Here is a 12,104-nt window from a genome sequence, read left to right on the forward strand (position 1 = left end):
TTTCTCTGTCCTTCGGTGCTTCGCCGGCCCTCTCAGTCTTCGCTGAGTTCGTACCGCGCCCCGGACCGCGCGCAGATCTCGCGCACATGCTTCTCCAGCGCGGGCGGCACCGGAATGCCCTGAGCCAGCCGCCGCTCGCGCTCCTCCGCCTCCGGATCGCCCGCCACCTTCACGGGCTTCGCGGGGTCCGCGGGCCGCGTCGCGCGCAGCACGTCGATCATGGCATCCAGATCCTCCTCGAACCCGCCCTCGGGCCGGAAGGCGCGGGGATCGATCGCCATGAAGAAATGCCCGACATCGTCAGGGTCGCCCGGCACGCGCTGCGGGTTGCGGATGGGGCCGAAGGCCGCGCCGGTCAGCGTGGCCGAGAGGATCTGCACCATGGCGCCGAGCCCGTAGCCCTTGTGGCCGCCCGTCACCTCCGCCCCGCCCAGTGGCGTCACGCCTCCGCCCGGTTCCTGGAAGATAATCTCCATCGCCCGCGCGGAATCGGTGATCGGCCGCCCGGCCTCGTCCACCACCCATCCCCCGGGGATCGGCTTTCCGTTCAGGTCGTAGACCTTCACCTTGTTGGCGGCGACGGTGGTGGAGGAGATGTCCAGCACGAAGGGCCGGTTCCGCAGCGCGGGCGCGGCGAAGGCGATGGGATTGGCCCCCAGCAACGGCAGCGTGCCCCGCGTGGGCACCATCAGCACGGTGCGGGCCGAGGAGGTGATGAACCCGATCACCCCCGCCGCCGTGGCGATGCGCGCGTAATGCCCCGCCGCCCCGAAATGATGCGAATTCCGCACCCCCACCGCGCCGATGCCGGCGGACTTCGCCTTTTGCACCGCCAGGCGCATCGCGAAATCGGCATTGGGGTGGCCGAGATTCGCGCCGCCATCCACCAGCGCCGTCGCGGGCGCGTCGAGCAGCACCTTCGGCCGGGCGGTGAGGTCAAGCTGCCCGTTCTTCCGGAAGCTCTCATACATCATCAGCATCGACAGCCCGTGGCTGTCGATGCCCATCAGGTCCGTCTCCACCATCGCTTCCGCGGTGGTGGCAGCCAGATCCTCCGCCATGCCCCAGGCCTGGAGCACATTGAGGATCTGGCGCCGGACGCGCTCGGCAGGAACCGCTCTCATCGGGTGACCGAGACGCCCTTGCCCGCGAGCGTCTCCTCGACCCAGCCGCGCACCCAGCCGCCACCATGGATGGCCGCGGTGGTCTCGGCCTCCTTGGCCGCGTGCTTCTCGGCGTCGGCGATCACCTGCGCCGCCTCGGCGCGCGGGATCACCACCACCCCATCCTCATCCGCCGCGATCAGGTCGCCCGGCATCACCACCTGGCCGCCGCAGGCGACCGCATAGCCGATCTCGCCCGGGCCGTCCTTGTAGGGGCCGGAGGGGTTCGCACCGCGCGCCCAGACGCCGATATCCATCTTGCGGATGCCATCGAGGTCGCGCACCGCGCCATCGATCACCAGCGCGCCCACGCCGCGCTTCTCGGCATGGCCGATCATCAGGTCCCCCGCGAGGGCAATGTTCAGGTCCCCGCCACCATCGCAGACGATCACCTCGCCCGGCCGCGCCAGGTCGATCGCGCGGTGCAGGAACAGGTTGTCGCCCGGGCGCGCCTTCACCGTCAGCGCCGGGCCCACGAAGGCCTTCCGCCCGCCATAGGCCAGGAACCCGCCGCGCATGGACTGCAGCCGGTTCATCACATCGCCGATATTGGCCACGGGCAGCTTCGCAGCGCGCGCCATCAGGGCGGAATCGGGCTCGGGCCGCGTCTCGAGGATGCGAAGGCCAACACTCATGCGGAACTCTCTCCTGAAAGGCGGGATGCAAGCGGGAGAGGAAGCCCGGCACGATAGGCCGCGCAGCTTGTCGTTCCCCTCCACGCCGTCTCCGCGGCACGGGGGAGGATCGGCATGTTCGGGGGGTGTTGGCAAGCCAGGGGACGGACACGTCATGCCCCTCCTACGCTTCCCATGGGCTGGTGGTCTGTCCCGGGGAGAGGAAGAATTGATTCTTCCTCTCCCCGGACCCGTCGAAGGCAGTGCCTTCGACCCATCATCTCTTTCTGGAAGTTCGGAATTGCCCAGCTGACTGTACGCCTCGGGTCATGGACCCGAGGCGACTGCAACGGCAGGAAAAGCACCCGTCACCAGAGACCGCCGATCAACGGCATCCACGGCAGTCAGACGGGGTTCCAAGGGCCTCAGGCCCTTGGCGGGTCTTGAGGGCGGAGCCCTCACCCTGACCCACTCAGCGCCTCTCCACCACTCGCAGCAGCGGCGCCGGGTTGGCCACCCGCTCCCCGGGCCGGGGCGCCTGTTCCACCCAGCGAGCGACGGCCCCCCCTTCGCATTCCTGCACCACGGGAAAGGCGAGCACCCGCCCGGCTTCCGCCGGGGTGCGGATGAAGAGGACGAACTCGTCATAGAAGGCGTCGCCCAGCGGCCCGCCCGTCCATGCGATCTCGCCCGGCGGCGGGGCGGCGTGGTGCGCCGCGCCGTGATGGGCGCCGTGCCCGGAATGGTCCGCCGCCTCGGCCCCGCCGCCGATGGTGAGTGTCCAGCCCGGATGCGGCATGGGCCGGGCGCTCGGCAGTTCGGGCGGCAGGTTCACGCGGATGGCTGTGGTGGCGGCCCCGGCGCAGCCATGGCCGACCCGGAAGGCGAGGCGGACATAGCTGCCAGCCGGCGCCTCGGACTGGTCCAGCACCACATGCGCGGCGGCTGGCGCGGCCAGGGCCGCCAGCAGCCCGAGCGCGGCGGGGAGGGAGCGCAAGCTCATGGTCCCGCGCTCCTCAGTGGTGGTGATGCGCGGCGGGGGCGGAGGCCCCGGCGCCCTGCACGGCCACCTGCACCTGCACCGCCCCGGCCCGCTCGAAGGTGAGGGTGAGGGGCAGCGTGGTGCCCGGGCGCAGCGCCTGGGATAGCCCCACCATCATCACATGCGCCCCACCGGGCTGGAGGGTGACGCTGCCCCCGGCCGGCACCTCCAGCGCCTGGATCGGCCGCATGCGGGAGATGTCGCCCTCGCGCACGGTCTCATGGATTTCGGTGACGCGGGCGAGGGGGGTGGAGGCGGAGAGCAGCCGGTCGGGCTGGCTGCCCGCGTTCCGGATGGTGAGGAAGGCGCCGCCGGTGCCGCCCTGCAGGGCCGCGCGGGCCCAGGGCTGCTCGACGGTGAGGCCTGCGGGCTGGGCGGAAAGCGGATGGAGGAGGGCAAGGCTGCCCAGCGCGGCCAGCCCGGCCACGGTGCGACGGGAAAGGGTCATGATTCAGGTCCTGATGATCCCGGGCGCGCAGGGGCGCGCCGCTTGATGGCGTGAGGAGCGGGAGATCAGGCGGCGGGTGGGGCGCGCGGAAGCTGCGGCGGTGCGCGGGGAGGAAGCGGGGGCAGGCCGGGGCGGTCCGGCGCGGCAACGGGTGCCGCATAGCCGACCGGAACCGGCGGCACGGCCGGCGCGGGCGGTGGCGCGGCGGCGGGCGCCAGGCACAGGGCGCAGCAATCCGGGCCAGCGTCGCGCTGGATGGGCTGCCCGTCCTCGTCCACCAGCAGGCTGCGCGCCCCGTGCGGGCTGCACAATTCCACCCGCAGCGCCGTGCCCAGGGTTTGCAGCGCGCGGGCATGCGGCGCCGTCGCCGTGCCCCATTGGAGCAGCAGCAGCAGGGCGAGGAGGCGCAGGGGCCCAGGCCGGAGGCGGCGCATGGCGGCGGCTCTAGCCCGGCCGCCGCCCGAAGTCACCCGGTTCAGCCTCCGGGGCCAGTCACCGGGTCGTCAGTCCACCCATTCCCCGCCGCGCATCAGCGGAGTGCGGCGGCCCTCGCTGTCCAGCCCATCCACCTCCACCTCCGGCGAGCCGATCATCCAGTCCACATGGATCAGGCTGCGATTGGCCCCGCGCTTCACCAGCTCCTCCTCGGAGAAGGTCTCGACGAAGCACTTGGAATAGGCCTGGCCGAGGGCGATGTGGCTCGCGGCATTCTCGTCGAACAGCGTGTTGAGGAAGAGGATCCCGCTCCGCGCGATGGGGTTGGAGCTGGGGACCAGCGCCACCTCGCCCAGCTGCCGCGCGCCGGCATCGGTGGAGATCATCTTCTCCAGCACCTCCTGCCCGCGCGTGGCCTGCGCCTCCACGATCGCGCCTGCCTCGAAGCGCACTCGGATGCCGTCGATCAGCGTGCCCTGGTGCGACAGCGGCTTGGTGGCGGCGACCACGCCCTCCGTCATCGCGCGATGGGGGGTGGTGAAGACCTCCTCCGTCGGGATGTTCGGGTTGCCGTAGACGCCGTTCTTCGCCTTGCTGGCCCCGCCCATCCAGGCATGGCCATCCGCGAGCCCCACGATCAGGTCCGTGCCCGGGCCGCGGAAGTGCAGGGAGCGGAAGCGCTGCTCGTTGAGCCGGTCCTGCCGCGCCTTCAGCCGGGCGTTATGGGCGGCCCAGGCCGCGATGGGATCGGCCTCGTCCACCCGCGTGGTCGCGTAGATCGCGTCCCAGAGCTTCCGCACGGCGGCCTCGGCGGTTTCGCCGGGGAAGACCGCCTGTGCCCAGGCCGGATGCGCGAAGGGCACCAGCGTCCAGTTGATGTGGCTGTCCACGATCAGGTCCAGCGCGGGTCGGTAGGCGAGGCTCTGCGCCCGGTTGGCGCGCGCCACCCGGGAGGCGTCCTGGCCGGAAAGCAGCGAGGGATCGGCGCCCACGATGGCCAGCCGCGCCGCGCCGCCGCGATAAGCCGCCGCCATGCCCTCGAACAGCCAGCCCGGCGCCACGTCGAAGCTCTCGTCTCGCGCATGCTGGTAGCGCAGCAGCGACGACTGCTCGTCCGAAAAGAGGGTGGTGACCAGCGTGGCGCCGGCCTTGTAGGCATGTTCCGTGATCAGCCGGGCCAGCGGCAGCGCCTCCACCGGCGCCGTCATCACCAGCTCCTGCCCCGGAATAAGCCCGAGCCCGACCTTCACGGCCAGTTCCGCCAGCTTGTCCAGGCGGGCATCGGCGGGGGCGGCGGTGGCGGGCAGCGTGGCGGGGGAAGGGGCGAGATCCATGACGCAGTCTCCTCAGTCCCCGCCAAGATCGAAGCGGCGACGGAGCGAGACAAGGGGGGAAGCGGCGCGGGGAGGCGCCGCTTCCCCGCCATCGTCATCCCCGCTTGACGTTCAGGGGCAGCATCATGCCCCGCCGCTCCAAGGTCATCCCGCGGCGATGGGCGCAATCGACGAAGTACTGGCCGAGCGGCCAGTAGGGCACGTCCTGGAAGAACTGCGCCTGGATGGCGCGGCTCACCCGCTTCTGCGCCTCGGCATCCCCGGCCTCCAGCCACTCGTCGCGCAGCGCCTCCAGCCTCGGGCTGCTGGGCCAGCCGAACCAGGCATCCTGCCCGTTGGCGCGCAGCAGCGGATGGCCCCCGGGGTTGGAAAGGTCGTCGCCGCCGAACAGCACCACCACGGCGTTCCATCCACCCTGGGCGGGCGGCGCCTTGTTGCCCCGGCGCTGCAACAGGGTGCCCCAGTCGGAGACCGCATCCTCCACCTCGAAGCCGATCTTCCGCAGCATGTCGATGGCCACGAGGGTGAGGGCGTTGTTGGTGGCCTGGTCCGCGGGATCCAGCACAACCACCTTCGCACCCGCCTTGCCCGTGGCGGCCAGCGCAGCCCGCGCCGCCGCCATGTCGCGCGGCGAGGTCAGCGCCGTGAGGCCCTCATCGGAGGCGAGGGCCGTGCCGGGCGGGAAGGGGCCGACGCCATCGCGCCAGAGCGAGCGGTCATTCCCCATGATCGACTGCATGAAATCCGCCTGGGCGAGGGCGGGCCAGACGGCGCGGCGCACCGCGGGGTCATCGAAGGGCGCGTGCAGATGGTTCGGTCGCAGCATCACCACCGTGCCGGTCGTCTCGACCCGGTCGATCACCACGTCCCGCCGCCGTGCCAGGATGGGGCGCAGGTCGTTGTGCATGCGCTCCCAGATGTCCACCTCCCCCGACTGCAGCGCGGCGCCCGCGGTGCTGGGATCGGCGATGTTCATCCAGACCATCCGCTCGAAATGCGCGAGCTTCGGCCCTGCCGTGACGCCGGGCGTACCCACCGGCGTCGGCACGTAGCGCTCGTATTTCCGGTACACGACCTGCGCGCCGGAGCGCCGCTCCTCCGCCACGAAGCGATAGGGGCCGGAGCCGACGATCTCGGTCAGCGCCGTCGTCGGCGGCGTGCTCGCGAAGCGTTCCGGCATGATGAAGCAGGGGTAGGAGGAGGCCTTGCCCAGCGCGTCCAGCATCACGCCGAAGGGCCGCTTGAGCCGGATCTCGAAGCGCCGGTCATCCATGGCGCGGATCTCGTCCAGGCGTGCCGCCAGGGTCTGCCCATGCGTGTCGCGCACCATCCAGCGGCGGATGGAGGCCACGGCATCGGCGGCGCGGATCTTCTCGCCATCATGGAAGGTGGGGCCGTCGCGCAGGGTGAAGGTCCAGCGCCGGCCGTCATCCTCCACCACATGCCCTTCGGCCAGCTGCGGCTGCGGGCGGTACTCGGCATCCAGCCCGTAGAGCGTGTCCCAGCACATGTGGCCGTGGTTGCGCACGGCGTAGGAGGTGGTGGAGAGCGGATCGATCTGCGTGACATCCGCCTGGGGGATGAAGCGCAGCGTATGCGCGGCATCGCCCTGAACGATGGCGGGCTGGGCGATGGCGGCCGCGCCGCCGGCGAGGCTGGCGGCGGCAGTGCCCAAGGCGGAGCCCATCAGGGCGCGGCGTGTCGTCATGGGGCATCCCTTCGGCAAGCGAGGGGCGCATGCGACGGACCCCGCGCCGCCCTGTCAAGCAAAGGCGGCGCGAGGGAGGCGGGCCTCAGCCCTCCAGCGTTGCGTCCAGCGTGATCTCGGCGTTCAGCACCTTCGAGACGGGGCAGTTCGCCTTCGCCTTCGCCGCCAGCTCCTGGAACTGCGCGTCATCCGTGCCCGGGATCCGGGCGCGCAGGGTGAGGTGGATCTTCGTGATGGCGAAGCCTTCGCCCTGCTTCTCGAAGGTCACCTCGGCGCTCGTGTCCATCTGCTCGGCGGTCAGGCCCGCGCCGCCGAGCACGGCGGACAGCGCCATGGTGAAGCAGCCCGCATGGGCCGCGCCGATGAGCTCCTCGGGGTTGGTGCCCTTCACCTCCTCGAAGCGCATGGCATAGCCATAGGGATGGGCCGCCAGCGCCCCGCTTTCAGTGGAGATGGTACCGCGCCCATCCTTGAACCCGCCCTGCCAGCTGGCCGAACCATGCCTCTTCATCGCGCTCTCCTTCTGTCCGCGGGCGTGCCGCCCGCATGATGGGGCGGCGTGGCGCGCGCCCCATATGGATGGGCACGCACCCCCGGGCCGCCAATGCGGCCTCCCTTCACGACGCCCTCAGCGAGAGAACCGAATGCCCGCCGGAACCCGATATGGCGTGGATATCCGTGCCGCCTTGCCCGCCGATTCAGCCGATCTGGCCGCTCTGCTGGGCGGAACGCCGCGTGCGATGGCTTCACGCATGGAAGCCATGCCGCGCGAATCCTCCGCCGTGCTGGTGGCCACCGGCTGGAACGGTGCGGTCATCGGCGTGATCGCCCTGCACTGGCACCCGGGCCTCACGGCTGACCGCTCGCTGGCCCGCATTACCGCCCTGGCGGTCGTGGAGAAGGAGCGGCGGAACGGCATCGGCCGGCTGCTCATCAAGGCCGGATCCCAGGCGGCCCGCGCCGCCGGCTGCGACCTGCTGGAAGCCGCGCCGGGGGAGGGACAGGAGGCGGGCGGCTTCCTCGGCGCGCTCGGCTTCACCCGCACCGGGGAGAATCTGGCCCGCCCCCTCCGGAAGCGTGCCCCGGAAATGCCCTGATTCCGCCTCGCATCGCATCCGATGATCAGGCGTTCATGCTGGCGACACAGCGGGAGACCCTTGATGCGCTACGCCCTCCTGCCGGCCACAGCCCTCCTCATCGGCCTGGCTGGCCCGGCCCTCGCCGCCCCGGGCTTCGCCACCGGCAACGTCAACCTGCGGGCCGGCCCAGGCACCACCTATCCCCAGGTGACGGTGGTTCCCCAGGGCGCTCAGGTCGAGATCTTCGGCTGCCTGCAGGGCTACAGCTGGTGCGACGTGGGCTTCGGCCAGGTGCGGGGCTGGGTCTCCTCCAACTACCTGCAATACCTCTATGAGGAGCGGCGCGTGCCGCTGGTGGAATACGCGCCCCGGGTCGGCCTGCCGGTCGTCACCTTCCAGTTCGGCGACTACTGGCGGGACCACTACCGCGGCCGGTCCTGGTACAGCGACCGGGACCGCTGGGGCGGCCCGCCGCCGCCGCGCGCGGCCTTCCGCGAGCCCCCGCCCCCGCCGGGCTGGCGTGGCGGCCCTCCCGGCCCGCCCCCGGGCCGTGGGCCGGACTGGCGGGACGACCGGAATGACCGCCGCGCGGACCGGCGCGACGAGCGCCGGGATCGGCGGGAGGAGTGGCGCGAGCGGCGTGACGACCGGCGCGACGATCGCCGGGGCGAGGGACGTGGCCCCGATCGCGGACCGGATGACCGCGGCCCCGGTCCTGGGCGCGGCCGTCCGGACTGACTGCTGGTCCCACAGCGCTCGAGGTTCTGAGCTGGCCGTTTGTCCCGGGGAGAGGAAGAAGGAATTCTTCCTCTCCCCGGACCCGTCGAGGGCAGTGCCTTCGACCATCATCTTCTTCTAAGCGTTTGGAATCGCTCGGTTGATGGAGCGCCTGAGGTCCAAGGCCACAGGCGACTGCAAAGGCAGGATCAGCGCCCTCACCCAGACCCGTCGCCGCTTCAGCGCAGAAGGGGCACGACGACCAGGACGACCGCGAAGGCGCCGACCGCCGCCGCCCCCACGCGCGGCACCAGCCCGGCCTGGCCCACGGCGCTCGCCGCCCTGCCCAGGGCCGCGCCGATGGCGATCCAGCCCAGGGCCACGCCGACGAGTAGCCCGAGGAAGCCCAGCAGATAGGGCCACCAGCCCGGCGTGCCGAAGGGGATCACCCCCAGCGCCAAGACCAGCGCCTTGGGGTTCAGCAGGGTGGTGACGAAGACCTGGCGCGGGGTGACCGGCACCGCCGAGAGGTCCACCGCCCCCCGGCGCCAGAGCTTGACCGCCAGCCAGGCGAGATAGGCCCCGACCGCCAAGCGGAGCCCCATGGCCACGGCGGGCGCTGAGGCGATGACCGGCCCCAGGGCCAGCCCGATGGTCAGGATGGAGATGAGGTAGCCCGCAGCCTCCGCCGGAACGAGGGGGAGGGCCCGCCGGAACCCCGCCGTACCCCCGGCAGTGGCGAGAAGGGTGTTGGTCGGCCCAGGGGTGCCGAGGATCAGCAGCACCGTCAGGGCGAAGAGGACCGGGTCCTGCATGGCGGCTCCAGCATGGGAGGCGGTTGGCGCGGGGCCGCCGCACCGGTAGAAGGCGGGCACTCTACAGCCCGCCCACACCTTGCCCAGCGGAGCCCCCACCATGGCCGCCTATCAGTACATCTACGTGATGAAGGATCTGACCAAGTCCTACCCGGGCGGTCGCGAGGTCTTCAAGGGCATCACCCTCTCCTTCCTCCCCACGGCCAAGATTGGCGTGCTGGGGCCGAACGGCGCGGGCAAGTCCACCCTCATGCGGATCATGGCGGGGCAGGACAAGGAGTTCGGCGGCGAGGCCTGGGCGGCCGAGGGCGTGCGCGTGGGCTATCTCTCCCAGGAGCCGCATCTCGACCCCACCAAGACCGTGGGCGAGAATGTGCGTGACGCCTTCGGCACGCTGACCGCCGATCTCGAGCGCTTCAACGAGATCAGCATGAAGTTCGCCGAGGAGATGTCCGAGGACGAGATGAACACCCTGCTGGCGGAGCAGGCCGAGCTGCAGGAGCGGATCGACGCCGCCAATGGCTGGGAGCTGGACCGCACGGTGGACATCGCCCTGGATGCCCTGCGCTGCCCGCCCGCCGAAAGCGCCGTGACCCACCTCTCGGGCGGCGAGCGCCGGCGCGTGGCGCTGTGCAAGCTGCTGCTCGAGAAGCCCGAGCTGCTGCTGCTGGACGAGCCGACCAACCACCTGGACGCCGAGAGCGTGTCCTGGCTGGAGAAGACGCTGCGCGACTACCAGGGCGCGGTGCTGATCGTCACCCATGACCGCTACTTCCTGGACAACGTGACCAACTGGATCCTCGAGGTCGATCGCGGCCGGGGCATCCCCTATGAGGGCAACTACTCCTCCTACCTCGCGGCGAAGCGCAAGCGCCTGGCCCAGGAGGAGAAGGAGGAGAGCACCCGCCAGCGCCAGTTGGCGGAGGAGCAGGAATGGATCGGGCGCAGCCCGGCCGCGCGCCAGTCCAAGAGCAAGGCGCGTATCCAGGCCTATGAGGAGCTGCTGCAGAAGAGCCTCGACAAGGCGCCGGACCCCACCGAGATCCAGATCCCGCCCGCGCCGCGCCTGGGCAACATCGTCATCACCGCCGAGAACATCCGCAAGGCCTTCGGCAACCGCCTGCTGATCGACGATCTCTCCTTCAAGCTGCCGCCCGGCGGTATCGTCGGCGTCATCGGCCCGAACGGCGCCGGCAAGACCACGCTGTTCAAGATGATCACCGGCCGCGACAAGCCCGATGCCGGCACCATGATCGTCGGCGACAGCGTGCAGCTCGGCTATGTCGACCAGAGCCGCGACACGCTGGACGACAAGAACACCGTCTGGAAGGAGATTTCCGACGGGCAGGAGCTGATCACCATGGGCAAGCGCCAGGTGCCCAGCCGTGCCTATTGCGCCGCCTTCAACTTCAAGGGCGGCGACCAGCAGAAGCCCGTCGGCGTGCTCTCGGGCGGCGAGCGGAACCGCGTGCATCTCGCGAAGATGCTGAAGAACCCGCACAACGTGCTGCTGCTGGACGAGCCGACCAACGACCTCGACGTGGACACGCTGCGTGCCCTGGAAGAGGCGCTGCAGGACTTCGCGGGCTGCGCCGTGATCATCTCGCATGACCGCTGGTTCCTGGACCGGCTCGCGACCCACATCCTCGCCTTCGAGGGCGACAGCCATGTCGAGTGGTTCGAGGGCAACTACCAGGCCTATGAGGCCGACAAGCGACGCCGCATGGGCGCGGCGGCCGACCAGCCGCACCGGATCAAGTACCGCCCCCTCACCCGGTGAGGACGGCCATGTCCGCATCCGCGGAATGAGGCGCGCCGTGCAGGCCGCGTCGCGCCTCGTCACCTCCCGCGTCGTCCGCACGGCGCGGCTGACGCTGCTCCCGGTCGGGAAGGAGAACCTGCCCGACCTCATCCGCCTGAAGGCCGATCCGGAGGCCTTCGGGCTGATGCTCCACGGCGTGCGCTCGCCCGAGCGCACGGAGGAGGAGCTGGAAGACGACATCGACTTCTGGGAGGTGCGGGGCTACGGCACCTGGGCCGTGCACCGCACGGAGGATGGCGAGTTCCTCGGCATCGTCGGTCTGATGGAACGGCCGGATGGGCGCGGCGTCGCGCTCCGCTACGCGCTCTGGCCGCATCACCGGGGCAAGGGCTATGCGCGGGAGGCGGCGAGGGCCGCGCTGGAATTCGGCCATGCGGCCGGGCTGCGGCGCATCATCGCCATCGCGCGCGAGACCAACATCTCCTCCTGCGCGGTGATGATGGATATCGGGATGACACCCGGTGGCGAGTTCCTGAATCTTGGCCACCGGATGCTGATCTTCGAAAGCCTGCGCTGAGGCCCGGCCGCTAGACGGCGCGGACCTCCGCGACGAAGTGGGTGACGGTTCCGTTGAGCTGCTCGGCCTGCTGGGCGAGTTCCGAGGCGGCGGAGAGCACCTCGCCCGCGGCCGCGCCGGTTTCGGCCGAGCCCTGGCTGACCGAGGCGATGTTGGCCGTCACCGCCTCCGTCGCACGCGCCGTCTCCTGCACCGTGCGCGCGATCTCCCCGGTCGCCGCCGTCTGCTGCTCCACCGCCGCCGCGATCGCCACCGCGATCCCGCTCACCTCCTCGATCGTCCGCCCGATCCCCCCGATCGCCACCACCGCCTGATCGGTCGCCGACTGGATCTCGGCGATCTGCGCCCCGATCTCCTCGGTGGCCTTCGCCGTCTGCGCCGCCAGGTTCTTCACCTCCGACGCCACCACC

14 protein-coding genes are annotated in these 12,104 nt (G+C 71.0%); 4 read left to right on the plus strand and 10 right to left on the minus strand.

All coding sequences use genetic code 11. The annotated features are described in order from the left end of the window. Nucleotides 1-32: 32 nt before the first annotated feature. The 8 genes from BUB97_RS22995 to BUB97_RS23030 all read right to left on the minus strand — a co-directional run bounded on the left by BUB97_RS22995 (nucleotide 33) and on the right by BUB97_RS23030 (nucleotide 7,255). Nucleotides 33-1,124 (minus strand): Ldh family oxidoreductase, encoded by a 1,092-nt coding sequence (locus tag BUB97_RS22995; RefSeq protein ID WP_073139490.1) that lies wholly within the window; start codon nucleotides 1,122-1,124, stop codon nucleotides 33-35. Beyond that, nucleotides 1,121-1,798 (minus strand): RraA family protein, encoded by a 678-nt coding sequence (locus BUB97_RS23000; RefSeq protein WP_073139493.1) that lies wholly within the window; start codon nucleotides 1,796-1,798, stop codon nucleotides 1,121-1,123. The genes BUB97_RS22995 and BUB97_RS23000 overlap by 4 nt, the downstream gene beginning before the upstream one ends. A gap of 451 nt (nucleotides 1,799-2,249) precedes the next feature. Continuing rightward, nucleotides 2,250-2,780, minus strand: coding sequence for a YcnI family protein (locus tag BUB97_RS23005; RefSeq protein ID WP_073139496.1), 531 nt, complete (start codon nucleotides 2,778-2,780; stop codon nucleotides 2,250-2,252). Between the two features lie 13 nt (nucleotides 2,781-2,793). Continuing rightward, nucleotides 2,794-3,267, minus strand: a complete 474-nt coding sequence (locus tag BUB97_RS23010; RefSeq protein WP_073139499.1) for a copper chaperone PCu(A)C — start codon at nucleotides 3,265-3,267, stop codon at nucleotides 2,794-2,796. Nucleotides 3,268-3,332: 65 nt separating this feature from the next. Further along, on the minus strand, nucleotides 3,333-3,701 hold the full coding sequence (locus tag BUB97_RS23015) for a DUF2946 family protein (protein ID WP_073139502.1): 369 nt from the start codon (nucleotides 3,699-3,701) through the stop codon (nucleotides 3,333-3,335). A 69-nt stretch (nucleotides 3,702-3,770) separates the two neighbouring features. Beyond that, a complete protein-coding gene (locus BUB97_RS23020) occupies nucleotides 3,771-5,036 on the minus strand; it encodes an aminopeptidase (protein ID WP_073139504.1) in 1,266 nt (421 codons plus the stop codon). Nucleotides 5,037-5,130: 94 nt separating this feature from the next. Further along, nucleotides 5,131-6,744 carry an ABC transporter substrate-binding protein gene (locus tag BUB97_RS23025; RefSeq protein WP_073139507.1) on the minus strand — a complete coding sequence of 538 codons (1,614 nt, stop codon included), beginning with the start codon at nucleotides 6,742-6,744 and terminating at the stop codon, nucleotides 5,131-5,133. 85 nt (nucleotides 6,745-6,829) lie between these two features. Beyond that, complete coding sequence (locus tag BUB97_RS23030; RefSeq protein ID WP_073139510.1) at nucleotides 6,830-7,255, minus strand: OsmC family protein; 426 nt, start codon at nucleotides 7,253-7,255, stop codon at nucleotides 6,830-6,832. 133 nt (nucleotides 7,256-7,388) lie between these two features. Between BUB97_RS23030 and BUB97_RS23035 the strand changes: the two genes are divergently transcribed. Together BUB97_RS23035 and BUB97_RS23040 are read left to right on the plus strand one after the other, a co-directional pair. Further along, the gene (locus tag BUB97_RS23035; protein ID WP_073139513.1) at nucleotides 7,389-7,841 is read left to right on the plus strand and encodes a GNAT family N-acetyltransferase; all 453 of its coding nucleotides are present in this window, start codon (nucleotides 7,389-7,391) and stop codon (nucleotides 7,839-7,841) included. A gap of 63 nt (nucleotides 7,842-7,904) precedes the next feature. Further along, complete coding sequence (locus BUB97_RS23040) at nucleotides 7,905-8,561, plus strand: SH3 domain-containing protein (protein WP_073139516.1); 657 nt, start codon at nucleotides 7,905-7,907, stop codon at nucleotides 8,559-8,561. A gap of 218 nt (nucleotides 8,562-8,779) precedes the next feature. Here BUB97_RS23040 and BUB97_RS23045 read toward each other — a convergent pair whose 3' ends face one another. Continuing rightward, on the minus strand, nucleotides 8,780-9,355 hold the full coding sequence (locus BUB97_RS23045; RefSeq protein WP_073139518.1) for a LysE family translocator: 576 nt from the start codon (nucleotides 9,353-9,355) through the stop codon (nucleotides 8,780-8,782). 100 nt (nucleotides 9,356-9,455) lie between these two features. Between BUB97_RS23045 and ettA the strand changes: the two genes are divergently transcribed. Together ettA and BUB97_RS23055 are read left to right on the plus strand one after the other, a co-directional pair. Beyond that, a complete protein-coding gene (ettA, locus tag BUB97_RS23050) occupies nucleotides 9,456-11,135 on the plus strand; it encodes an energy-dependent translational throttle protein EttA (protein ID WP_073139521.1) in 1,680 nt (559 codons plus the stop codon). A 37-nt stretch (nucleotides 11,136-11,172) separates the two neighbouring features. Next, the gene (locus tag BUB97_RS23055; protein WP_245818429.1) at nucleotides 11,173-11,694 is read left to right on the plus strand and encodes a GNAT family N-acetyltransferase; all 522 of its coding nucleotides are present in this window, start codon (nucleotides 11,173-11,175) and stop codon (nucleotides 11,692-11,694) included. Between the two features lie 10 nt (nucleotides 11,695-11,704). Here BUB97_RS23055 and BUB97_RS23060 read toward each other — a convergent pair. Then, the coding region (locus BUB97_RS23060; protein WP_245818430.1) for a methyl-accepting chemotaxis protein at nucleotides 11,705-12,104 on the minus strand (400 nt) is incomplete at its 5' end.

This window comes from Muricoccus roseus, from assembly GCF_900141905.1.
In the GTDB taxonomy this organism is placed as follows: Bacteria; Pseudomonadota; Alphaproteobacteria; order Acetobacterales; family Acetobacteraceae; genus Roseomonas; species Roseomonas rosea.